We start from the raw sequence: 22,987 nt of genomic DNA, 5'->3' as shown, positions 1-22,987 counted from the left end.
GCGTTTTGGTGGATGCGTTATCGTATGCACCACAGCGTCCAACGGAGGAACGAATGGCGAAACAACCGTCGCTCGACGATTTCCGCGTGCCGTACTGCACGCGCGAGAAGGAAGCCGCAGCATTCAAGCTCGATGCGTTCGACCCGGCCGCGAAGCCGTTCTCGTCCGGTTCGAAGGACGACGACCGCGCACGGCTGTCGGTCGTGTCGACCGAGCTCGACGTGCAGCAGGAGCGCCTGCACACGCAGCAGAAGAAGCGCGTGCTGCTCGTGCTGCAGGGGATGGACACCAGCGGCAAGGACGGCACCGTGCGCGCGGTGTTCCGCGAGGTCGATCCGCTCGGCCTGCGCGTCGTGTCGTTCAAGGCGCCCACGCCGATCGAGGCCGCGCACGACTTCCTGTGGCGCGTGCATGCGCAGGCGCCGGCCGCGGGCGAGCTCGCGATCTTCAACCGCAGCCACTATGAAGACGTGCTCGTGCCGCGCGTGCTCGACCTGATCGACACGAAGGAATGCGAGCGCCGCTATCGGCAGATCCGCGATTTCGAGACGATGCTGGTCGAGAACGGCACGACGATCATCAAGTGCTTCCTGCACATCTCGAAGGACGAGCAGCGCGCGCGGCTGCAGGCACGCATCGACGATCCGACCAAGCACTGGAAGTTCGACATCTCCGATCTCGACGCGCGCAAGCACTGGGACGCGTACCAGTCCGCCTACCGCGACGCGCTTGCCGCGACGTCCGCCGAGCATGCGCCGTGGTACGTGATCCCGGCGAACTCGAAGACGCACCGCAACGTGATGATCGCCGAGCTGCTGCTGCGCACGATGACCGACATGAAGCTGGAATTCCCGCCGCCGAAGCCCGAGCTCGAAGGCGTGAAGATCCGCTAAGCTGCCCCCCTGAAAAACATCGAACTGAACGGAATCCGACATGATGCGAGTGATTACCGCCAACCTGAACGGCATCCGCTCCGCCGCGAAGAAGGGCTTCTTCGAGTGGCTCGGCGAACAGAACGCCGATTGCGTGTGCGTGCAGGAAATCAAGGTCTCGGCCGATGATCTTCCGGCCGAATTCGTCGAGCCGCACGGCTTCAAGAGCTATTTTCACCATGCCGAGAAGAAGGGTTACAGCGGCGCGGGCGTGTACAGCCGCCACGAGCCCGATGACGTGATCATCGGCTTCGGCAGCAGCGAATTCGATGCCGAAGGGCGCTATGTCGAGGCGCGCTACGGCAAGCTGTCGGTCGTGTCGGTGTACGTGCCGTCCGGCTCGAGCGGCGAAGAGCGCCAGCAGGCGAAGTACCGCTTCATGGACGAGTTCATGCCGCACCTCGCCGCGCTGAAGAAAAAGCGCGAGGTGATCCTGTGCGGCGACGTGAACATCGTCCACAAGGAAATCGACATCAAGAACTGGAAGAGCAACCAGAAGAATTCGGGCTGCCTGCCGGAAGAGCGCGAGTGGCTCACGAAGCTGTTCGACGATGTCGGCTATGTCGACGTGTTCCGCACGCTCGATCAGCGCCCGGAGCAGTACACGTGGTGGAGCAACCGCGGCCAGGCGTATGCGAAGAACGTCGGGTGGCGGATCGATTACCAGATCGCGACGCCGGGTATCGCCGGCACCGCGAAAAGCACGTCGATCTTCAAGGACATCAAGTTCAGCGACCATGCGCCGCTGACGGTGGACTACGACTACAAGAAGTGATGTTCCGCGAGGGATGTGCCGCGCTGCGCCGCGCGCGCAGCAGCCGGATGTAAAAACGGGCCGCATGTCGAACATGCGGCCCGTTTCGCTTGGGGCGGCGATCGTGCGTATCGCCTTCGTCGCTTACTGCTTGATCGACGCCATGTCGATCACGAACCGGTACTTCACGTCGCTCTTCAGCATCCGCTCGTAGGCCGCGTTGATCTGCTGCATCGGAATCGTTTCGATATCCGACGTGATTCCGTGCTCCGCGCAGAAGTCGAGCATTTCCTGCGTTTCCGCGATCCCGCCGATCAGCGAGCCGGCGAGGCGGCGGCGCTTGAAGATCAGGTTGAACACCTGCGGCGACGGATGGTCGTGCTCCGGCGCGCCGACCAGCGTCATCGTGCCGTCGCGCTTGAGCAGGTGCAGGAACGGGTTCAGGTCGTGCTGCGCGGCGACCGTGTTCAGGATGAAGTCGAAGCTGTTCAGGTGCGCGTTCATCTGCGCCTCGTCCTTCGAGATCACGACTTCGTGCGCGCCGACCCGCTTGCCGTCCTCGATCTTCGACGGCGACGTGGTGAACAGCACGACGTGCGCACCCATCGCGCGCGCCAGCTTCACGCCCATGTGGCCGAGGCCGCCGAGACCGACGATCCCGACCTTCTTGCCGGGGCCGACGTTCCACTGGCGCAGCGGCGAGTAGGTCGTGATCCCCGCGCACAGCAGCGGCGCGGCGCCGGCCGGATCGAGCGTCTCGGGCACGCGCAGCACGAACGCCTCGTCGACGACGAGCTGCGTCGAATAGCCGCCGAACGTGATGTCGCCCGTCACGCGATCCTGGCCGTTGTAGGTGCCGACGAAGCCGTTCTCGCAATACTGCTCGAGACCTTCGGCGCAGCTCGGGCAGGTGCGGCACGAATCGACGAGGCAACCGACGCCGACCAGCTGGCCGACCTTGAAGCGCGAGACTTGCGGGCCGGTCGCGGTCACGCGGCCGACGATTTCATGGCCCGGTACGACCGGGTAGATCGTGTTGCGCCATTCGTTGCGGGCCTGGTGCAGGTCCGAGTGGCAGACGCCGCAGTAGAGGACGTCGATCTGGACGTCGAGGTCGCGCAGCGCGCGACGCTGGAATTCGAACGGGGCGAGCGGCGACTGCGAATCGGTCGCTGCGTAGGCATAGGTAGTGCTCATGCAGGGGGCTCCTTGTCCGGGATGGATAACCGGCAAAACAGACTGCCGTCGCACCATGTGGCGATGCGGCGAGGCAGGACGTCATCGTAAGGAGCGCGGCGGCGCGGCGAAATACACGAAGGTCTGGAAGATTTGCCTATTCCTCTCGAATTGCGCGCCAACGGCCGCCAAAATGCTTTCAAGGTGCTACATTTCGAGCCAGATTCTCTTGCCGGACAGGACCGCGCCGATGAGCTTCCAGCCCCTTTTCGCCGACTCGGACGACCATGTGCGGCGCCGCATGATCGAGCTGCACACGCGTCTCGCGCCGAACGACGGCGACACGCCGGCGGCGCTCGACGGCGTGCGCTTCATTCGCGTGAGCCGTCCCGCGCCGCGCATGCCGGTGCTGTACGAGCCGAGCATCGTCGTCGTGTGCCAGGGGCGCAAGCTCGGCTATCTCGGCGATCGCTCGTTCGTCTACGACGCGCAGCAGTATCTGGTGCTGTCGGTGCCGCTGCCGTTCGAATGCGAGACCTTCGCGAGCATGGACGAGCCGTTTCTCGCGATCTCGATCCGCATCGACCTCGCGGTGATCGCCGAGCTCGCGATCCTGCTCGACGAGACGCTCGGCGCATCCGTCAGCGAGCCGCTCGGCGTCGATTCGACGCCGCTCGATGCACCGCTGGCCGACGCCGTGCTGCGGCTGCTCGAAACGCTCGCGTCGCCGCACGACACGCGCGTGCTGGGCCCCGCGATCATGCGCGAGATCGCGTACCGCGTGCTGACCGGCGCGCAGGGCGACGCGATCCGCGCGGCGCTCGTCCAGCAGCACCACTTCGGCCGTATCGCGAAGGCGCTGCGGCGTATCCATGCGGACCTGAAGGCCGACCTCGACGTCGAGACGCTCGCGCGCGAGGCCGGGATGAGCCTCGCGGTGTTCCATGCGCAGTTCAAGCACGTGACGGCGACGTCGCCGATGCAGTACGTGAAGGCCGCGCGGCTGCACCAGGCGCGGCTGATGATGGTGCAGGACGGGGTCGGCGCCGGCACGGCGGCCGCGCGTGTCGGCTATGCGAGCGCGTCGCAGTTCAGCCGCGAGTTCAAGCGGCTGTTCGGCCGCAGCCCGGGTGACGAGGTGCGCTGGATGCGCGAAAGCGGCACCCGGCCGGTCGCGGCGGACGTGGATGCATAGGGTGGCGTAGCGATCGGCCGCGCGTGGCGCTCAGCGCCGCACGACCTTGCGGCGCTGTGCGCTGATACCCGCGTAGTCGGGCAGCGTGTCGACGCGCTTGCCCACCGCCTTCGCGTACAGCGGCATGAGATCCGGCAGGCGGTTCAGCAGGTCCTGGCGGCGGGCGGTGCTGTACGGGTGCGTGTAGATGAAGCCCGTTGCCTTGTTGCCGCGTGTCGCGACCGCGAGCTTGTCCCACAGCGTGATCGCCGCGCGCGGATCGAAGCCCGCGCGTGCGGCGATGTCGCCGCCGATTACGTCGGCTTCGGTCTCGTCGGTCGGGTCGTAGTGGAGCGACTGCAGGCGTTCGCCGAGGTTCAGTGCCTGCGGCAGCGGTTCGCCGACGCCGAACAGCGGCGGCAACGCGGCCGCGCGCAGCGACGTCTGCGAAGTCGCGCTGAAGTTGCTGCGCGCGTGTTCGCGCAGCGCATGCGCGATGCCGTGCGCGAGCAGCACGCCGAGCTCGTCGTCGTTCAGGCGGACGCGGTCGAGCAGGCCGCCGTACACGAGCACCTTGCCGCCCGGCAGGCAGGTCAGGCGAATGTCGCGCGAGCGGATCGCGTTGACGTCCCACGCCCAGCTCTTCACGCGGTCGTTCCATTTCACCGAATACGGCGCGAGCTTCGCGACGATCGCGCGCAGGCGCTTCACGCGCGGCTGGTTCGCCGGCAGCAGGCGGTTGCTGTCGGCGGCGGCCTGCACGATCTGCGCGTATTCGTTCGCGGTGAGCTGCTCGAGCAGCGGCGACGGAATCAGCGTGCGAAAGGCAATGGTGTCGCCGTAGCGGATCTGCTGCGAGGTCTGCGCATACGCCTTCGTCGACGCGGCGGCGCCGGTCGGCTGCGCGGGTTCGGCGGTGGCCGGCTGGGCGGGGGCGGCGGGCGTTGAATTTGCCGGCGGTGAAGCCGCGGCCGGCGCGGAGCCCGCGGCGGTGTCGGTCGCATGGGCGAACCCCGCGGCGAGCGCCGCGGCGCCGACGCTCAACGAAGCCGCAACGCGCGCGAGGCGGTGCAGGGCGTTACTGCGCACGGCTGGCCTCGCCATTGCGTGCGGTCCCGTTCCACGGCGCGATCTTGAACAGCAGCAGCATGCCGGGAATCGCGAGCGCGGTGCACACGATGAAGTAGTCGAACCAGCCGATCTTCGCGACGATGAAGCCGCTCGCGGCCGACGCGAGCGTGCGCGGCACCGACGCGAGGCTCGTGAACAGCGCGAACTGCGTGGCCGTATAGCGCGGGTCGGTCGTGCTCGCGATGTACGCGACGAACGCGGCCATCGTCAGGCCGGTGGTGAAGGTTTCGACGCCGTAGACGAGCGCGAGCGCAACGGTCATCGGGCTGAATTGCGGGGTGACCGCGATGCCGAACACCGACAGCACTGACGCGATCGCATGGCTCGTCGATACGGTGAAGTCGTAGAGCACTGCGAGCACGGGCGAGCCGGGGCCGAGCTGCGCGAGCCACGCGAAGCCGAGCGTCGACACCATCTGCAGCGCGCCGAAGATCCACAGCCCGCGGCCGATGCCGATCTTCACGAGCCAGACGCCGCCGATGATCCCGCCGGCCACGCTCGCGACGAGCGCGGTGGTCTTCGCGACGATGCCGATCTCGGTGCGCGAGAAGCCGATGTCGAGGAAAAACGACGTCGACAGCGTGGTGGCCATCGTGTCGCCGATCTTGAACAGGAAGATGAACGCGATGACGAGCAGCGCGCCGGCCCAGCCGTCGCGCTGGATGAATTCGCGGAACGGCAGCACGATCGCGTCGCGCAGGTTGCGCGGCGGCGCGCCGATCACTTCGGGTTCGCGCACGACGAGCGTCATCAGGATGCCCGGCAGCATGAACGCGCCGGTGAGCGCGAACACGACGTCCCACGGCAGGTGGTCGGACAGGATCAGCGCCAGCGAGCCGGGGATTAGCGCGGCGAGCTTGTACGCGTTCACGTGGATCGCGTTGCCGAGGCCCTGCTCGGTGTCGCGCAGCAGCTCGCGGCGATAGGCGTCGATCACGATGTCGGCGCTTGCGCCAAAGAACGCGACGAGCGTGGTGAGCGCGGCGACCGTCCAGATCGAGTCGCGCGGCGACACGAAGCCGAGCGCGGCGATCGCGCCCGCGACCAGCAGCTGCGTGAGCAGCAGCCAGCCGCGCCGGCGGCCCGGCCGCCAGCCGGGCAGGCGCGGGACGTAGCGGTCCATCAGCGGCGCCCACAGGAACTTCCACGTGTACGGGAACTGGATCAGCGCGAACAGGCCGATTTCCTTCAGGTTCACGCCCTCGGAGCGCAGCCAGGCCTGTACGAGGTAGACGAGCGTGAAGAGGGGCAGACCCGACGTGAAGCCCAGGAACACGCAGATCAGCATGTGCGTGTTCAGGTAGGCTCGCCAGCCGGGGTGATCCTCGTGAGCGGTGAGTGCGGGCGCCTCGTGTGGCGTTTTCGACATGGACTGGAACTGGATAGCGTTGACTGATTGCGGCGGCAGCGCAGGCGGTGGCGCGGGTCGCGCAGCGGCTCGGCCGCACGTGCGTGCAGGCCGACGGCGTCCGTCAACGGCTCCCCGGCTCAGCTGCGCTTGACGCGGTAGACAGCAAGACTACCACGCCAGTTCGCTCCCCATCGAATCGGTTGGCCTTCGTGCAGCACCACGCGGTCGAGGATCGTCACGCCGACTTCGGGCGCGAGCGCCTCGAAATCCTCGATCGTCAGCACCCGGACGTTCGGTGTGTTGTGCCACTGGTAAGGCAGCGACTTCGACACCGGCATCCGGCCGTTCAGCACCGACAGCCGGTGCGGCCAGTAGCCGAAGTTCGGGAACGACACGATGCACTCGCGCCCGACCCGCGCGGTTTCGCGCAGGATCGCGGCCGTCTGGTGGATCGTCTGCAACGTCTGCGACAGGATCGCGATGTCGAAGCTGTGGTCCTCGAACAGGCGCAGGCCGTCTTCCAGGTTCTGCTGGATCACGTTGATGCCGTTCTTCGCGCTCGCGAGCACGCCCGCGTCGTTCAGCTCGATCCCGTAGCCGGTCACGTCCAGTTCTTCCATCAGCAGCGCGAGCAGCGAGCCGTCGCCGCAGCCGAGGTCGAGCACCGTCGAGCGCGGTTCGACCCAGCGCGCGATCGTGCGGAAGTCCGCGCGCGCGGACAGGGAATTCAGCGCTTGCTGGTTCATGCGCCCACCTCGGTGGCGATTCGTTCGTAATACGCGCGGATCAGGTTGTGATAGCGCGCGTCGTCGAGCAGGAACGCGTCGTGGCCGTGCGGCGCGTCGATTTCCGCGTAGCTGACCGTGCGCTTGTTGTCGAGCAGCGCCTTCACGATCTCGCGCGAGCGGGCCGGCGCGAAACGCCAGTCGGTCGAGAAGCTCGCGATCAGGTATTTCGCCTGCGTGTGCGCGAGCGCGGCCTTCAGGTTGCCGTCGAACGCCTTGGCCGGGTCGAAGTAGTCGAGCGCGCGCGTGATCAGCAGGTAGGTGTTCGCGTCGAAGTAGTCGGCGAACTTGTCGCCCTGGTAGCGCAGGTACGACTCGACCTCGAACTCGACGTCGAAGCTGAAGTTGTACGCGTCGAGCGCGCCGTCGGCGCGGCGCAGCGCACGGCCGAATTTCTCGGCCATGTCGTCGTCGGACAGGTACGTGATGTGGCCGATCATCCGCGCGACGCGCAGGCCGCGCTTCGGCTTCACGCCGTGCGCGTAGTAGTCGCCGCCGTGGAAATCGGGATCGGACAGGATCGCCGAGCGCGCGACCTCGTTGAACGCGATGTTCTGCGCGGACAGCTTCGGCGTCGACGCGATGTCGATGCAGTGCGCGACGCGCTCCGGATACATCAGGCTCCACGCGAGCGCCTGCATCCCGCCGAGGCTGCCGCCCATCACCGCGGCGAAGCGCTCGATGCCGAATGCATCCGCGACGCGCGCCTGCGCGTGCACCCAGTCCTCGACGGTGACGACCGGGAAGCTCGCGCCGTACGGCTTGCCGGACGACGGGTCGACGCTCATCGGGCCGGTCGAGCCGAAGCACGAGCCGAGGTTGTTCACGCCGATCACGAAGAAGCGGTTGGTGTCGAGCGGCTTGCCCGGGCCGACCATGTTGTCCCACCAGCCGGTGCTGCGCGGATCGTCCGCGTAGACGCCGGCGACGTGGTGCGACGCGTTGAGCGCGTGGCAGACGAGCACCGCGTTCGAGCGCGCGGCGTTGAGTTCGCCGTACGTCTCGACGACGAGCTGATAGTTGCCGAGCACGCTGCCGCTTTGCAAGCGCAGCGGTTCGGCGAAGTGCATGGTCTGTGGAGCGACGATGCCGATCGATTCCATTCGTTCCGCCTTATGACTGGGCAGCTAAATGGTGTCGGCGATGCGCGGAGTCGGAGATGCGCGGCTGACGACCTCTTTAGCCGCATTTGTAGTGAACCGCCGGGGCGAGGACGAATCAAGGCCCTGGCTGGTTCGCGCGCCCGCAATCGAGTCAGCAAATCGGCGCGTGTCTGGCTGCCGCCCGAGGGGCGACAGTCGGCAAAGTATAGCGGAAATTGCGGAGCGCGGATTCAGGCGCGCGGGCAGGGCGTCGCGCCGGCGTCATCTCACTGCAGGATCAGCCGCAAATGCGCGTCGGCCTGCTCGCCCGGCGGTTTCTGGAACCCGCCCTTCGCGAAGCGATGCCACCGGCCGATCACGTAGCTCACGAGCAGGCTTGCGCGGGCGGCCGGATCGTAGTCGGCCGGCAGCACGAACGGTGTCGCGCCGTCCTGCGGCGCGTTCGCCTCCGTGCGCGCGACGCGCAGGCATTGCTTGACGGTCGCCTCGATGCGGTCGAGCAGCTGGTTCACGCGTTCGGTCAGCCGCTCGTCCTCGCCGACCAGCGCCTCGCCGGTCAGCACGCGTGTCATGCCCGGGTTCTTCGCGGCGAAGTTGAGCATCGTCAGCGCGATCGTGCGCGCCTGCTGCACGCCGTTCGGCTCCTTCGCGACGATCTGGTTCACGAGCCCGAACAGCGCCTGCTCGATGAACTCGATCAGCCCTTCGTACATCTTCGCCTTGCTGGTGAAGTGCCGGTACAGCGCGGCTTCCGACACGTCGAGCCGGGCCGCGAGCGCGGCGGTCGTGATTTTCTCGGGTTTCGGCGCCTCGAGCATCGCCGCGAGCGTCTGCAGGATCATCACGCGCCGCTCGCCCGGTTTCGGGCGCGGGCGGGACGATGTGGCCTGGTCTTCCTTTACGGCTTGGTCCTGCGGGTAAGTCGGCTGCATTTTTGTCGCCCCGATCGTGTGCCCAGTCGCAGCGATTTTAACGAACGAATGCGCTGATCGACATAGTGCGGGCGTCCGGTAACCGGCAGATGGCCGGGCAGGTGGCCGGTGATCCACACCGTACCGATGCCGAGACGCTTGTAGCGCTTCAGGTGGCCGCGCGTATCCTCGACGAGGATCGCATCGGCCATGCGTGCGTTCGCGGCGCGCAGCGTCCGGCGCAGCATCGTGTGATCGGGCTTCGCGCGCCACGTGCGGCGGTCGCGCATGTGCTCGATCGCGATCACGCGCTCGAACAGCCGCTCGATGCGCAGCTCGCGCAGCACCGCGCGTGCATAGTTCTCCGGCGCGTTGGTCAGGATCAGCTTGCGGCCCGGCAGCGCGGCGACGATGCGCGCGAGGCCGCGCTCGGCGCGCACCATCGCCGGCAGGTCGGAAAACGTGTGGACGACGCGCAGGAAGTCGTGCGGGTCGATCGGATGATGGCGCGTGAGGCCGAGCAGCGCGGCGCCGTAGCGCTCGGTGTAGCCGGTGCGCAGGCGGTCGGCTTCGGCGCGCTCGACCTGCAGCGCATCGATGATGTACTGCGTCATCGCGCGGTTGATCTCGGGAAAGATCGCGTGCGATGCGTGGTGAAGGGTATTGTCGAGATCGAACAGCCACACCGGCGCGCCGGCGCGGGGCCGGCTGCGCGACACGCGCCGGCGCCGCAGCGGGGCCGGCAAGTCGGGTGTGGCGGTCTTGCTGCGCTTGCTCAATGCGAGCGGATCATCGTGCCGAACGGCTGCTCGGTCAGGATTTCCAGCAGTACCGAGTGCTCGATCCGGCCGTCGACGATGTGCACCGACTTCACGCCGCTCTTCGCGGCGTCGAGCGCCGACGAGATCTTCGGCAGCATGCCGCCGGAGATCGTGCCGTCTTCGAACAGCGCATCGATCTCGCGCGCGGACAGGTCGGTCAGCAGGTTGCCGTCCTTGTCCATCACGCCCGGGATGTTGGTCATCATCAGCAGCTTCTCGGCGTTCAGCACGGTGGCGAGCTTGCCCGCGACGAGGTCGGCGTTGATGTTGTACGACAGGCCGTCTTCACCGAAGCCGATCGGCGAGATCACCGGGATGAACGCGTCGTCCTGCAGCGCCTTCACGACTGCCGGGTTGATCGCCTCGACTTCGCCGACCTGGCCGATGTCGATGTACTGGCCCGGGTTGTCGCGGTCCGGCATCAGCAGCTTGCGCGCGTGGATCAGGCCGCCGTCCTTGCCCGTCAGGCCCACCGCGTGGCCGCCGAAGTGGTTGATCAGCATCACGATGTCCTGCTGCACTTCGCCGCCCAGCACCCATTCGACGACTTCCATCGTCTCTTCGTCGGTGACGCGCATGCCCTGGATGAAGGTGCCGGCCTTGCCGATCTTCTTCAGTGCGTGATCGATCTGCGGACCGCCGCCGTGGACGATCACCGGATTGATGCCGACCAGTTTCAGCAGGATCACGTCGCGCGCGAAGCCTTGCTTGAGCCGCTCTTCCGTCATCGCGTTGCCGCCGTATTTGATGACCACGGTCTTGCCGTGGTAACGGCGAATGTACGGCAGTGCCTCGGCGAGGATTTCTGCTTTCAGCGTGGGGGCGATCTGCGAGAGGTCGATGGGCTCGGACATGGCGGCGGCTCTGGCTGGGAACGGTTGAAACACGGCGAATTGTACAGGAGTGGCGCAGCGCAGCATCGGGTTTTTGGACGGGCCGGAACACCGGCGGCGCGGCCCGCGCACCGCGCGCGGCGGCCCGCCGGCTATGGCGCGGCGCGATGTGTGCCGCGCGACGGGCAGTGCTGCGCGGGCGGTGGCGGCGAGGTGGTTCGCGTGCATTGGAAATGGCCCTCGGCCGAACGGCCGGCGTGCAAAATCCGTTCGCCGCGCTATGCTTGTCGCGTAGGGCGGCTTCCCGCCCGCTCGAGCGCTTTAGCCATGACCGATTCCGCCGCCGACGCCCGTTCCGCCCCGCGCCGCGCGCGCTGCCCGCACTGCGGGCGCAGCTTCGACTGCGGCGCCCGCACGCAGCCGTTCGAATGCTGGTGCGCGTCGATGCCGGTCTTGCCCGGCGGTACGCCGCCCGCGGCCGGCGCACGCTGCCGCTGCCCCGAGTGCCTGGCCGACGAGATCGCGCAGCGGATGGCCGGCGCGGCCGGCTGACCGCATCGGCCGCGCACGTGGGGCGTCCCGTTCGCCGCGTGCCGATCCGGCCCCGCTAGAGGCGCCGCCCGCTAAACGGGTAAACTGCGCGGATGCAACGAATCACCACCACCGGGCGCGTCAACCTCAGTCACCTGTTCTGGCTCCGCAATCTCGCGATCATCGGCCAGCTCGTGACGATCGGCGTCGTGCAGACCTATTTCGGCGTGCATCTGCCGTTGCCGGCGATGCTGATGGTCATCGCGCTCGAAATCGTTTTCAACGCGCTGACCTGGGTGCGCGTGCTGCGCGCGCGGCCCGAGACCAATTTCGAGCTGCTCGGCCAATTGTGGGTCGACCTCGGCGCGCTGTCCGCGCTGCTGTTCCTGTCGGGCGGCACGACCAATCCGTTCGTGTCGCTGTACCTGCCTTCGCTCGCGATCGCGGCGGCCGTGCTGCCGTGGCACCTGATGATCTGGCTCGCGGCGTTCGCGGTCGCGTGCTACGCGGCGCTCGGCTTCGACTCGGTGCCGCTCAACATGGACAATCCCGCGAACCTGTTCGACTACTACCGTACCGGGATGTGGGCGAACTTCATGGTCAGCGTCGGGCTGATCGCGTGGTTCGTCGCGCGCATGTCGAATGCGCTGCGCCAGCGCGATGCGGCGCTCGGCGAGGCGCAGCAGCACCTGCTGCGCGACGAGCGGGCGGTCGCGCTCGGCGTGCAGGCCGCCACCGTCGCGCACGAGATGGGCACGCCGCTGTCGACGATCGCGATGCTCGCCGAAGAGCTGCGCGACGCGGCCCGCGACGATCCGGGGCTGGCCCGCTACGAGGCCGACCTGAAGGTGCTCGAGGAGCAGATGACGCTCTGCACGTCGGCGCTCGCGCGCCTGCGCAGCCGCGCGAGCGCGCCCGCGAGCCGCCAGCCGGTGGACGACTGGCTCGACACGTTCGTCGAGCACTGGCGCCTGCGGCATCCGCACGTGCAGTTCGAATTGCTCGGCGCGCGCCCGGCGGGCGTCGCGCTCGACGACACGGTCGCGGCCGGCCAGATCCTGACGATCCTGCTCGACAACGCCGCGCGCGCGAGCCCGCAGCGCGTGACGCTGGCCGCGAAGGTCGCGCACGCCGGCACGGCCGACAAGATCGAATTCGAGGTATGCGACGACGGGCCCGGCATTCCGGCCTCGCTGCGCGAGTCGCTCGGCGCGATGCCGGTCGACAGCACGCAGGGCGGGCACGGGGTCGGCCTGTATCTCGCGTTCAGCGCGGCCGCGCGGCTCGGCGGCGAGATCGAACTGTCCGATGTCGTGCCGCGCGCGGCGGGCGGCAACGGGCGGGCAGGCAGTGCGGCGAATGGTCACGCCGCGGCGGGATCGGCACAGCGCGCGGGCCAGCGCGGCGCCGAACGGACAACCGGCACGCCGGACAGCCGTCCGGCCGGTGCGACCGCCGCGCGCGGCACGCGGGCCGTGCTGCGGCTGCCGGTCGTGCGCGTCGCGGCAGCGGCCGCCTCAACCAACACGTAGACGGAGAAACCACATGAGCGAGAACAATTTCCTGGTGATCGACGACAACGAGGTGTTCGCGGGCACGCTCGCGCGCGGCCTCGAGCGGCGCGGTTACGCGGTCCAGCAGGCGCACGACAAGGAGGCGGCGCTGCGGCTCGCCGCGGGCGGCAAGTTCCAGTTCATCACCGTCGACCTGCATCTCGGCGAGGATTCGGGCCTGAGCCTGATCGCGCCGCTGTGCGACCTGCAGCCCGACGCGCGGATCCTGGTGCTGACCGGCTACGCGAGCATCGCGACCGCCGTGCAGGCGGTGAAGGAGGGCGCCGACAACTATCTCGCGAAGCCCGCGAACGTCGAGTCGATCCTCGCCGCGTTGCAGACCAACGCGACCGAAGTGCAGGCCGACGAAGCGCTCGAGAATCCGGTCGTGCTGTCGGTCGACCGGCTCGAATGGGAGCACATCCAGCGCGTGCTGGCCGAGAACAACAACAATATTTCAGCGACCGCGCGTGCGCTGAACATGCATCGCCGCACGCTGCAGCGCAAGCTCGCGAAGAAGCCGGTGCGGCAGTAAGCGGGGCGCGTCAGGCGGGCGAGCTCGAGGCCCGCGACAGGCAGGCGACGATCTCGCGTTTCAGCAGGCGCGCGATGAGCGCCGAGTAGACGAGGTTCGCGAGAAATGGCGCGAACCCGCCGATCACGATCGGAACGGCCAGCGGCCACGGCTTCGCCGATACCCCGGTCGCGATGGACTGGATGCCGAGGCTGAACGCGACGCTGGCGAGCGCGATACCCGCCAGCGTGCCCAGCCATGCGAGTACGAACGCGACGTTGTAGCGCCGCAGCGACTCCCGCCTGATCCGGCGCATGAGCGACAGGATGTCGGCGCGCGTGAGCGTGCGCAGGGCCGGCACGATTCGGCCGGCGATGGACGGGTAGATGGTCATTCGGAGGCGCGTCTGTTCGTAGCCAGAGGAGTCCAGATTATAGGGACGCACCGAAGCGCTTGCCATCAACCGCGTTCCAGGGGCAGTACGTGCGCCGTATCGCATGGCCATGAAAAAACGGGCGACCCCGTAAGGGGCCACCCGTTTTTCGTCGGATGCCGCGCGCGTTACAGCACGTAGCGCGACAGGTCTTCGTCCTGCGCCACTTCGCCGAGTGCGCGATCGACATACTTCGCGTCGATCGTCACGCATTCGCCCGCATGGTTGCCGGCCGAGAACGACACTTCCTCGAGCAGCTTCTCGATCACCGTGTACAGCCGGCGCGCACCGATGTTCTCGGTCTTCTCGTTGACCGAATAGGCAATCTCCGCGAGGCGGCGGATGCCGTCGTCGGCGAATTCGAGCTGCACGTCTTCGGTCGCGAGCAGCGCCTGGTACTGCTTGACGAGGCTTGCGTCGGTCGCGACGAGGATCGCCTCGAAATCGTTCACCGACAGCGAGTCGAGCTCGACGCGGATCGGGAAGCGGCCCTGCAGTTCCGGAATCAGGTCGCTCGGCTTCGCGAGGTGGAACGCGCCGCTCGCGATGAACAGGATGTGATCGGTCTTCACCATCCCGTACTTCGTGTTGACCGTCGTGCCTTCGACGAGCGGCAGCAGGTCGCGCTGCACGCCCTGGCGCGACACTTCACCGCCGCTGCCTTCGTTGTTGCGCGACGTGATCTTGTCGATCTCATCGAGGAACACGATGCCGTTCTGCTCGACGTTCTGTACGGCCTTCGTCTTCACTTCCTCGTCGTTGAGCATCTTCGCCGCTTCCTCGTCGGTCAGCAGCTTCAGCGCTTCCTTGATTTTCACCTTGCGGCGCTGCTTCTTGCCGCTGCCGAGGTTCGAGAACATCGAGCGGATCTGCTCGGTCATCTCTTCCATCCCCGGCGGCGCCATGATGTCCATGCCGGCCGACGGTTGCTCGAGATCGAGCTCGACTTCCTTGTCGTCGAGCTGGCCTTCGCGCAGGCGCTTGCGGAACGTCTGGCGCGTCACGTTGTTGTCGTCGTTCGCGTGCTCGGCGTTGCCGCCGAAGCCCACCGCGCGCGGTTGCGGCAGCAGGATATCGAGGATGCGGTCTTCCGCCTGGTCGGTCGCCTTGCTGCGCACCTTGCGCATCTCGGTTTCACGCGTCTGCTTGACCGAGATCTCGATCAGGTCGCGCACGATGCTGTCGACGTCGCGGCCGACATAGCCGACTTCGGTGAACTTGGTCGCTTCGATCTTGATGAACGGCGCATCCGCGAGCTTCGCGAGGCGGCGTGCGATTTCGGTCTTGCCGACACCCGTCGGCCCGATCATCAGGATGTTCTTCGGCGTGATTTCCTGGCGCAGCGGGTCGGCGACCTGCTGGCGGCGCCAGCGGTTGCGCAGCGCGACCGCGACGGCCTTCTTCGCCTTCGCCTGGCCGATGATGTGCTTGTCGAGTTCCGAGACGATCTCGGCAGGGGTCATGGTGCTCATGGTGCGGTCCTTACTCGATCGTTTCGATGATGCGGTTGTGGTTCGTGTAGATGCACATGTCGCCGGCAATCTCGAGCGACTTCTCGACGATCTCGCGCGGCGACAGCTCGGTGTTCTCCGCGAGCGCGCGGGCTGCCGCCTGCGCATACGCACCGCCCGAGCCGATCGCGCAGATGCCTTCTTCGGGGTCGAGCACGTCGCCGTTGCCGGTGATGACGAGCGTGGTGGTGGCGTCGGCCGTGATCAGCATCGCCTCGAGGCGACGCAGCATCCGGTCGGTGCGCCAGTCCTTCGCGAGCTCGACGGCCGCACGGGTCAGGTTGCCCTGGTGCTTCTCGAGCTTCGCCTCGAAGCGGTCGAGCAGCGAGAACGCATCGGCGGTGCCACCCGCGAATCCGACCAGCACCTGGTTGTTGTAGATCCGCCGCACTTTCCGCGCGCCACCCTTCATGACGATGTTGCCGAGGGTTACCTGGCCGTCGCCGCCGAGCGCGACCTTGTCGCCGCGCCGGACCGAAACGATGGTCGTGCCGTGAAATTGCTCCATCTGCGTTCCTTGAGAAAAACGGGGAAGAGTCGGGGGGCGCGAGGCGCCGCCGCGTAACTCGCAGTGCGCCGGGAAGCGGCCCGGCGCGCGTCCGTTTCATTTTAGGGCGGGCGCCGGGATATCAAGAGGCGGGGTGGGCAAATCGGCGGCCGGCGGCCGGCGGGGAACCGGTGCCGGAAAAACAAAAAGCGCGCGGCAGGCCGCGCGCTTTCGGGAAGCAGCGTGTCTGAGCGGAACGCCGCTCGATCAGTCGCCGAACAGCTTCTGGCGCAGCTCGCGGCGCTCTTGCGCTTCGAGCGACAGCGTGGCGGTCGGACGCGCGAGCAGGCGCGGAATGCCGATCGGCTCGCCGGTTTCCTCGCACCAGCCGTAATCGCCGGAATCGATGCGGGCGAGCGACTGCTGAACCTTCTTGAGGAGCTTGCGTTCGCGATCGCGCGTACGCAGTTCGAGCGCGTGCTCTTCCTCGATCGTCGCGCGATCGGCGGGATCGGGCACGATCACCGTCTCGCGCAGGTTCTCGGTCGTCTGGCCTGCATTCTTGAGGATGTCCGCCTGCAACTGTTCGAGCCGATTTTTGAAGAAGGCGAGCTGATCCTCATTCATGTAATCCTTGTCGCTCATCTTCAGGATTTCGGCTTCGGTCAAGAGTTTCTTCGTCATCTGCTTGCTTCTTCAATGTGCGGCAAATCGATAGATATTGCCTGCACTTTGGGATTACCCGCAACCGCCCTTGCAATCATTTGCGATTTGCCGCCGCGGGGCCGAAAGCCTCTGGAAAACCGGTTCTCAAATACCAGGATAGGCCTGGCGCGGAGTTGCGCGCGCTGCGAACCGGTGTGCTGCGCGGCACATCGCATCGGCCGCGGCCGGGAGGCGGATTGGCGATCCGGCGCGGTTGCGATGCCCGGAAAACTGGTTCAGCAAGAACCGGGCCTGTTTGTTGCCGTACTCCAGCGGGCACGTATTGTAACTGAATCGCAAGCGGGCGCCGTATCGGGTCGATCCCCGTCGGCTGCGCCAATATCTAGAAAATATAACGCGCAAATCGCGAAAAAGCGATGACGGCGAAACCCTGCCCGAAAAGGGCGCCCCGCGGCCGCCGCAGCCGCCTGCGAGGCGGCCTCGCGGCGGCGTGTGCGGCGGTTGCCCGCGCGCGTCAGGCGAGGCAGGCGTCGAGGCCGTCGGTGATCAGGTCCTGCGGCAGATCGACGCCGATGAACACCATCTTGTTGGTCTTCTTCTCGACCGGCAGCCACTTCGACGCGAGGTCGCTGCCCATCATCTGGTGCACGCCCTGGAACACGACCTTGCGGTCGACGCCCTTCATGTACAGCACGCCCTTGTAGCGCAGCATCCGCTCGCCGTAGATCTGCAGGATGCCGCCGAGGAAGTCTTCCAGCTTGTTCGGGTCGAACGGGCGGTCGTTGCGGTACACGAACGACTTGATCTTGTCGTCGTGGTGCGCGTGGTGGTGATGGTGGTGGCCATGGTCGTGATCGTGCGTGCATTGACCGTGATCGTGGTCGCAACTGGCGTGATCGTGATCATGGTCGTGATCGTGGTGGTGGTGCGCGTGATCGTCCTCGGCGAGGAAGTCGGGGTCGATCTCGAGCTTTGCGTTCAGGTTGAAGCCGCGCAGGTCGAAGATTTCCTTGATGTCCGCTTCGCCGAAGTTCACGACCTTGATCGCGGCCTTCGGGTTCATGTGCATCAGGCGATGCTTGAGGCCGGCCACCGTCTGGTCGTCGACCAGGTCCGACTTCGTGATGAACAGGCGATCGGCGAAGCCGACCTGGCGTTGCACGACTTCGTGCTCGTCGAGCTGCGCGTTCGCGTGCTTCGCGTCGACCAGCGTGATGACCGCGTCGAGCAGGAAATCGTCGGCGATCTCGCTGTCGATGAAGAAGGTTTGCGCGACCGGGCCCGGGTTCGCGAGGCCGGTCGTTTCGATCACGATGCGGTCGAAGTCGAGCTTGCCTTCGCGCTTCTTCGCGGCGAGCTCGCCGAGCGTGCGCGCGAGGTCGCCGCGGATCGTGCAGCAGATGCAGCCGTTGCTCATCTGGATGATCTGCTCGTTCGAATCCTGGATGAGGATTTCGTTGTCGATGTTCTCTTCGCCGAACTCGTTCTCGATCACGGCGATCTTCATGCCGTGCTGTTCGTTCAGGATGCGCTTGAGCAGCGTCGTCTTGCCGCTGCCGAGGAAGCCGGTGAGGATGGTGACGGGAGTGGCCATGTCAATCGCCTGTGGTTCGTGAATCGGGGTCAAAACCAGGATGTGCGTCGCGCCCGGGGCTTTGCCAGCCGGGGCGCACAACCATCCATTGAAACATACCTGTCAAGCCCTCGCCCGTCGTCCGAACGACAGGCGGGAGCGCTGATCCGTCGGGCGCCCGGGCGCGGCCGGCGGACGGTTACGCGCGTAGATCGGGGCGATCAGACGATTTGCAACAGCAGGCCCTTCAGATATTCGCCTTCCGGGAAGGCGGCGAGCAGCGGGTGATCGACGCCCGCGCCGAGGCGCTTCAGGATGCGCGCGTCGACCTTCGCGTCGGCGGCCGCACCCGCGACGATCTTCTGGAACAGGTCCATGTCGATCGCGCCCGAGCACGAGTACGTGAACAGCAGGCCGCCCGGACGCAGCAGCTTGAAGCCGCTCAGGTTGATGTCCTTGTATGCGCGCGCCGCGCGATCGACGCTGTCGCGCGTCGGCGCGAACTTCGGCGGATCGAGCACGATCAGGTCGAAACGCTCGCCTTCGTCGACGAGGCGGCGCAGCGTCTTGAAGGCGTCGGCGTCGAGCCAGGTCGCGCGTTCGGCGTCGAAGCCGTTGGCGACGACGTTCTGCTGCGCGAGCGCGAGCGCATCGCCCGACGAGTCGATCGATACGACACGCTTCGCGCCGCCCTTGAGCGCGGCGAGCGAGAAGCCGCCCGTGTAGCAGAAGCAGTTCAGCACGTCGCGATCGGCCGCGTACTGCGCCACCAGCGCGCGGTTGTCGCGCTGGTCGACGTAGAAGCCCGTCTTGTGGCCGTTCGGTACGTCGACGTGATAGCGCACGCCGTTTTCGGTCGAGATCAGCGTCGCGGGCGGCGCATCGCCGGCCAGCACGCCGGTCGTCTGTTCGAGCCCTTCCTTGTCGCGGATCGATACGTCCGAGCGCTCGTACACGTTCGGGCAGTCCGTCGCGCCGACGAGCGCCTTCACGATCGCGTCCTTCCACGCCTCGACGCCCGCGGCCATGAACTGGCAGACGAGCTGGCCGCGCGGCGCGGCGCCGGCTTCGGCGGTGTCCGCGACGTAATAGTCGACGATCAGCCCCGGCAGCCCGTCGGCTTCGCCGAACACGAGCCGCACCGCACCCGTGCCCGACACCATCGTCGTGCGGTGCGCGACCGCGCGCTGCACGCGGCGCTTGAAGAACGCGTGGTCGATCGGCTCGTTCTCGTCGAAGCTCCACACGCGCACGCGGATCTGCGATTGCGGGCTGTACGCGCCGCGCGCGAGGAAGCGGCCGTCGTGCGCGCGCACGATCACGGTCGCGCCGGGCGCGGGCTTGCCGTCGACGCGGTCGATCGCATTGGCGTAGATCCACGGATGGCGGCGCAGCAGCGATTTTTCCTTGGACGGCTTGAGGGTGACGGTTTGCATGATGAGATCGAAATGGGCCGTGCGCGAAGCCGGCCGTGGCCGGTCGCCGCGCGCGGCGGGTAACACGGGACGCGCGTCAGTCGCGCTTCTTCGCGCGCGGGTGCGCGCTGTCGTAAATCTTCGCGAGATGCTGGAAGTCGAGCGACGTGTAGACCTGCGTCGCGGAGACGCTCGCGTGGCCGAGCAGCTCCTGCACCGCGCGCAGGTCGCCGCTCGACTGCAGCACGTGCGTGGCGAACGAATGGCGCAGCACGTGCGGATGAACGTTGGCGGGGATGCCCGCGGTGAGTGCCGCGCGCTTCACGCGCTCGCGCACGACGCCCGGCGACATCCGGTTGCCGCGCACGGACACGAACAGCGGATGCGGATCGTGCTTCACGAATTCGCCGCGCACCGCGAGCCATGCATTCAGCGCATCGATCGCCTTGCGGCCGACCGGCACCTTGCGCTCCTTGTTGCCCTTGCCGCGCACGGTGACTTCGGCTTCGGCGAGGTCGAGCCAGCCGGTCGAGCGGTAGCCGTCGGCCTGCGTGTACATCACGTCGAGACCGATCAGCTCGGCAAGGCGCAGTCCCGACGAATAGAACAGCTCGAGAATCGCGTGATCGCGGATGCCTTCGGTCGTGTTGGCGAGCGGCGCGTCCATCAGCGCCGATGCATCGTCGACCGACAGCGCCTTCGGCAAGGTCTTCGCGCGTTTCGGTGCGCGCACCGCGGCGACCGGGTTCGCGGGCATCTCGACGCGCTGCGCGAGCCAGCGGTAGAACGCGCGCCACGCGGACAGCCGGTGCGAGATCGACCGGGCGGACAGCCCGCCCGAATGTGCGCGCGCGACTGCGCCGCGCATGTCGGCGGCCGTCAGCGCGTCGAGCGGCCGGCCGTTCGCGAGCTTCTTCAGCTCGTCGAGTTCGTGCGTGTAGCCGCGCAGCGTGTGTTCCGACAGCTGCCTGACGTGCTTCAGGTTCGACAGGTAGGCGGCGATCGGATCGTCTGTCATCGCGTGCGGCAGGATCAGTGCGGCAGCAGGCGCGTGAGGGCGGCGCTCGCGAGCGTCGCGATCTGCGCGAGGAAGTCGGTGGCCATCCCGTCGTGGAAGCGGCGCGGGTCGGGCGAGCCGAGCACGAGCAGGCCGAACGCGGGCGCATCGTTGCCGGCGAGCGGCGCACGCAGCGCGAGCAGCGCGACCGAAGCGGCCGAGCCGTCGCCGGCGGAAGACGCGGCTTCCGCGCCTTCCGCCGCATTCGCGGCCGGGGCGGCGACCGCGGGCGCGAGCCACTGCGCGGCCTCGAAGCCCGTGTTCGCCCCGCAGTACGGCGTCGACAGCCCGTTCGTGAACAGGCGCACTTCCTCGCCGACCTGGCGCGCGAAGTCGGCTTGCGAGTAGGTGTCGGCGACATCCCACACGCGCAGCGCCGTCTGCGGCACGTCGAAGACTTCGGCGATGCCGTCGGCGATCGTGCGCGGCAGCGCGTACGGATCGCGTTCCGCGATCACGCGTGCGGTCCAGCGGCTGAACTTCGCGGACAGGCTGTCGTTCTCGTGGCCGTAGCGCACGAGTTCGGCGAGCCGGCGCTCGAGATGCTTGTTCTTGTCGCGCAGCATCTCCATCTGCCGCTCCTGCAGCGAGATCGCGGCCTTGCCGTGCGGGTTCGCGAGGCGGATCGTCGCGAGCAGTTCGGCGTGCTGCGCGAAGAATTCGGGATTGGCGAGCAGGTAGTCGGCGACTTCGCGATCGTTCATGTGGCGGGAGCGTTCAGTTATCAAGGACGTTGCAGGGTCAGGCGGGCAGGTCGATCTCGCCTTCGAACACGGTCGTGGCGGGCCCGGCCATCATCAGCGCGGCGGCTTCGTCGCGCGCGCCGTCCCAGCTGATCGTCAGCGTGCCGCCGTGCGTGTGCACGGTCACCGGCGAATCGAGCAGGCCGCGCCGGATGCCGGCCGCGACCGCCGCGCACGCGCCGGTGCCGCACGCGAGCGTCTCGCCCGCCGCGCGTTCGTACACGCGCAGCTTCACTTCGCTGCGCGACACGATCTGCATGAAGCCGGCGTTCACGCGCTCCGGGAAGCGCGCGTGGTGCTCGATCAGCGGGCCTTCTTCGAGCACCGGATACGCTTCGGCATCGTCGACGACCTGCACCGCGTGCGGGTTGCCCATCGTGACCGTCGAGATCCAGCGCGTCGCACCGCCGACGTCGAGCGGCCACAGCGTGTCGCGCCCCTCGGTGCGGCCGTCGAGGCCCGCTGCGTCGAACGGCACCTGGGCCGGCGTGAACACGGGCGCACCCATGTCGACGACGACTTCGCCGTTGTCCTGCATCGTCAGCGTGATCAGGCCCTTCATCACCTGCACGCGCACGCTGCGCTTGTCGGTCAGGCCGCGGTCGCTGACGAACTTCACGAAGCAGCGCGCACCGTTGCCGCAGTGTTCGACTTCGCCGCCGTCGCAATTGAAGATCCGGTACTTGAAATCGACGCCGTCGACGGTCGGTTTCTCGACGAGCAGCAGCTGGTCGGCGCCGATGCCGAAGTGGCGGTTGGCGAGCGCACGCACCTGCGCTTCGGTGAGCGGCGGCAATGCGCGCGAATAGCCGTCGAGCACGACGAAGTCGTTGCCCGCGCCGTGCATCTTGGTGAACGAGAGTTTCACTGGGTCCGGATTTCCATGGCGAACAAGCGGTCAGCGCGGCGTGCGCGACGCCGCGCCATGCCGGGCGGCCTCGTTCGTCGTGCTGATCTCAACCGCAAATGATACATGCAGCCGACAGGGGCGTCCTGCGCGGGCGGGGGCGGGTGGGGGCGAAATGGGGCGCATCTGTCGATCGGTCGACTGGTCGCGTGTGCGATAGACGGGCAGATTGATGCGGTGTGACGGGCCTGTCGTGGTGCCAGCAGGGTTTGGCGAAAACACGGGATGGCGTGGACGCGTACTTTCGTACAGGTCAAATTGACAAGGCAATCAAGCGATTCGTATAGTGTGGCTATACGCATGGGCCATGCTGTCGACATCGCGACTCGAACGTGGGAGATCCATGATCAAGTCGTGGCAGCACAAGGGGCTGGAAGCGTTTTTCACGAGCGGGAACAAGGCCGGCATCCGGCCCGACCATGCGCCAAGGTTACGACGCCAGCTTGCACGTCTCGACGTCGCGAGCCGGCCGCTCGACATGAACGTGCCGGGCTGGCGGTTTCACGGCCTTGCCCGTGGACTGGACGGCCATTTCGCGGCGAGCGTGAGCAGCAACTGGCGTCTGACGTTCAGTTTCGACGGCGCCGATGCCGTCCTGGTTGATTACCAGGACTACCACTGAGGTG

The 22,987-nt window shown here is 67.1% G+C and carries 24 protein-coding genes; 7 read left to right on the top strand and 17 right to left on the bottom strand.

The genetic code is table 11. The annotated features are described in order from the left end of the window. Positions 1-53: 53 nt before the first annotated feature. Together CFB45_RS17420 and CFB45_RS17415 are read left to right on the top strand one after the other, a co-directional pair. Positions 54-893: a polyphosphate kinase 2 family protein gene (locus tag CFB45_RS17420; protein ID WP_089426582.1), complete on the top strand. Its 840-nt coding sequence runs from the start codon at positions 54-56 to the stop codon at positions 891-893. Between the two features lie 40 nt (positions 894-933). After that, positions 934-1,707, top strand: a complete 774-nt coding sequence (locus tag CFB45_RS17415; protein WP_089426581.1) for an exodeoxyribonuclease III — start codon at positions 934-936, stop codon at positions 1,705-1,707. A gap of 123 nt (positions 1,708-1,830) precedes the next feature. Here CFB45_RS17415 and CFB45_RS17410 read toward each other — a convergent pair whose 3' ends face one another. After that, complete coding sequence (locus CFB45_RS17410) at positions 1,831-2,883, bottom strand: NAD(P)-dependent alcohol dehydrogenase (protein WP_089426580.1); 1,053 nt, start codon at positions 2,881-2,883, stop codon at positions 1,831-1,833. 229 nt (positions 2,884-3,112) lie between these two features. On the opposite strand from CFB45_RS17410, the gene CFB45_RS17405 reads away from it, so the two are divergent. Further along, positions 3,113-4,057 carry an AraC family transcriptional regulator gene (locus tag CFB45_RS17405; RefSeq protein ID WP_089426579.1) on the top strand — a complete coding sequence of 315 codons (945 nt, stop codon included), beginning with the start codon at positions 3,113-3,115 and terminating at the stop codon, positions 4,055-4,057. A 30-nt stretch (positions 4,058-4,087) separates the two neighbouring features. On the opposite strand, the gene CFB45_RS17400 is transcribed toward CFB45_RS17405, so the two are convergent. From CFB45_RS17400 to argB, 7 genes are all read right to left on the bottom strand, one after another. Next, positions 4,088-5,125, bottom strand: a complete 1,038-nt coding sequence (locus CFB45_RS17400) for a M48 family metallopeptidase (protein ID WP_089426674.1) — start codon at positions 5,123-5,125, stop codon at positions 4,088-4,090. Further along, complete coding sequence (locus tag CFB45_RS17395; protein ID WP_089426578.1) at positions 5,115-6,536, bottom strand: AmpG family muropeptide MFS transporter; 1,422 nt, start codon at positions 6,534-6,536, stop codon at positions 5,115-5,117. The genes CFB45_RS17400 and CFB45_RS17395 overlap by 11 nt, the downstream gene beginning before the upstream one ends. Before the next feature lie 119 nt (positions 6,537-6,655). Next, positions 6,656-7,264 carry a methionine biosynthesis protein MetW gene (gene metW, locus CFB45_RS17390; RefSeq protein WP_006755281.1) on the bottom strand — a complete coding sequence of 203 codons (609 nt, stop codon included), beginning with the start codon at positions 7,262-7,264 and terminating at the stop codon, positions 6,656-6,658. Further along, a complete protein-coding gene (metX, locus tag CFB45_RS17385) occupies positions 7,261-8,406 on the bottom strand; it encodes a homoserine O-succinyltransferase MetX (RefSeq protein WP_089426577.1) in 1,146 nt (381 codons plus the stop codon). The genes metW and metX overlap by 4 nt, the downstream gene beginning before the upstream one ends. A gap of 266 nt (positions 8,407-8,672) precedes the next feature. Beyond that, on the bottom strand, positions 8,673-9,338 hold the full coding sequence (slmA, locus tag CFB45_RS17375; protein WP_089426576.1) for a nucleoid occlusion factor SlmA: 666 nt from the start codon (positions 9,336-9,338) through the stop codon (positions 8,673-8,675). Beyond that, positions 9,305-10,096, bottom strand: a complete 792-nt coding sequence (locus tag CFB45_RS17370; protein ID WP_089426575.1) for a pyrimidine 5'-nucleotidase — start codon at positions 10,094-10,096, stop codon at positions 9,305-9,307. Before CFB45_RS17370 ends, slmA begins: the two co-directional genes overlap by 34 nt. Continuing rightward, entirely contained in the window at positions 10,093-10,992 is a 900-nt protein-coding gene (gene argB / locus CFB45_RS17365) for an acetylglutamate kinase (RefSeq protein ID WP_006490510.1), read from the bottom strand. Before argB ends, CFB45_RS17370 begins: the two co-directional genes overlap by 4 nt. 306 nt (positions 10,993-11,298) lie before the next feature. On the opposite strand from argB, the gene CFB45_RS17355 reads away from it, so the two are divergent. The 3 genes from CFB45_RS17355 (at position 11,299) to CFB45_RS17345 (ending at position 13,590) form a co-directional block, all read left to right on the top strand. Further along, positions 11,299-11,523 carry a cysteine-rich CWC family protein gene (locus CFB45_RS17355; protein ID WP_089426574.1) on the top strand — a complete coding sequence of 75 codons (225 nt, stop codon included), beginning with the start codon at positions 11,299-11,301 and terminating at the stop codon, positions 11,521-11,523. A 92-nt stretch (positions 11,524-11,615) separates the two neighbouring features. Then, the gene (locus CFB45_RS17350; protein WP_089426573.1) at positions 11,616-13,034 is read left to right on the top strand and encodes an ATP-binding protein; all 1,419 of its coding nucleotides are present in this window, start codon (positions 11,616-11,618) and stop codon (positions 13,032-13,034) included. 13 nt (positions 13,035-13,047) lie between these two features. After that, on the top strand, positions 13,048-13,590 hold the full coding sequence (locus CFB45_RS17345; RefSeq protein WP_021156278.1) for a response regulator transcription factor: 543 nt from the start codon (positions 13,048-13,050) through the stop codon (positions 13,588-13,590). Positions 13,591-13,600: 10 nt separating this feature from the next. Here the strand turns inward: CFB45_RS17345 and CFB45_RS17340 are convergent, their stop codons facing one another. From CFB45_RS17340 to dapF, 9 genes are all read right to left on the bottom strand, one after another. After that, positions 13,601-14,029, bottom strand: a complete 429-nt coding sequence (locus CFB45_RS17340; protein ID WP_254600333.1) for a hypothetical protein — start codon at positions 14,027-14,029, stop codon at positions 13,601-13,603. Between the two features lie 101 nt (positions 14,030-14,130). Continuing rightward, positions 14,131-15,474 (bottom strand): ATP-dependent protease ATPase subunit HslU, encoded by a 1,344-nt coding sequence (hslU, locus tag CFB45_RS17335; RefSeq protein WP_089426571.1) that lies wholly within the window; start codon positions 15,472-15,474, stop codon positions 14,131-14,133. Between the two features lie 10 nt (positions 15,475-15,484). Beyond that, positions 15,485-16,021: an ATP-dependent protease subunit HslV gene (gene hslV / locus CFB45_RS17330; protein ID WP_011353540.1), complete on the bottom strand. Its 537-nt coding sequence runs from the start codon at positions 16,019-16,021 to the stop codon at positions 15,485-15,487. Between the two features lie 246 nt (positions 16,022-16,267). After that, a complete protein-coding gene (dksA, locus tag CFB45_RS17325) occupies positions 16,268-16,684 on the bottom strand; it encodes an RNA polymerase-binding protein DksA (RefSeq protein WP_006477498.1) in 417 nt (138 codons plus the stop codon). 496 nt (positions 16,685-17,180) lie between these two features. Further along, positions 17,181-18,260, bottom strand: coding sequence for a CobW family GTP-binding protein (locus CFB45_RS17315; protein WP_089426570.1), 1,080 nt, complete (start codon positions 18,258-18,260; stop codon positions 17,181-17,183). 200 nt (positions 18,261-18,460) lie between these two features. Continuing rightward, positions 18,461-19,675 (bottom strand): class I SAM-dependent rRNA methyltransferase, encoded by a 1,215-nt coding sequence (locus CFB45_RS17310; protein WP_089426569.1) that lies wholly within the window; start codon positions 19,673-19,675, stop codon positions 18,461-18,463. A 76-nt stretch (positions 19,676-19,751) separates the two neighbouring features. Continuing rightward, the gene (gene xerC / locus CFB45_RS17305; RefSeq protein ID WP_089426568.1) at positions 19,752-20,672 is read right to left on the bottom strand and encodes a tyrosine recombinase XerC; all 921 of its coding nucleotides are present in this window, start codon (positions 20,670-20,672) and stop codon (positions 19,752-19,754) included. A 14-nt stretch (positions 20,673-20,686) separates the two neighbouring features. Continuing rightward, positions 20,687-21,415, bottom strand: a complete 729-nt coding sequence (locus tag CFB45_RS17300; protein ID WP_089426567.1) for a DUF484 family protein — start codon at positions 21,413-21,415, stop codon at positions 20,687-20,689. 37 nt (positions 21,416-21,452) lie between these two features. After that, complete coding sequence (gene dapF, locus CFB45_RS17295) at positions 21,453-22,322, bottom strand: diaminopimelate epimerase (RefSeq protein ID WP_089426566.1); 870 nt, start codon at positions 22,320-22,322, stop codon at positions 21,453-21,455. A gap of 382 nt (positions 22,323-22,704) precedes the next feature. On the opposite strand from dapF, the gene CFB45_RS17290 reads away from it, so the two are divergent. Beyond that, positions 22,705-22,983: a type II toxin-antitoxin system RelE/ParE family toxin gene (locus CFB45_RS17290; RefSeq protein ID WP_089426565.1), complete on the top strand. Its 279-nt coding sequence runs from the start codon at positions 22,705-22,707 to the stop codon at positions 22,981-22,983. The last annotated feature ends 4 nt before the right edge of the window (positions 22,984-22,987 follow it).

The sequence above is a fragment of the Burkholderia sp. HI2500 genome, from assembly GCF_002223055.1.
Lineage (GTDB): Bacteria > Pseudomonadota > Gammaproteobacteria > Burkholderiales > Burkholderiaceae > Burkholderia.
This window is presented reverse-complemented; position numbering and strand designations above follow the sequence as displayed.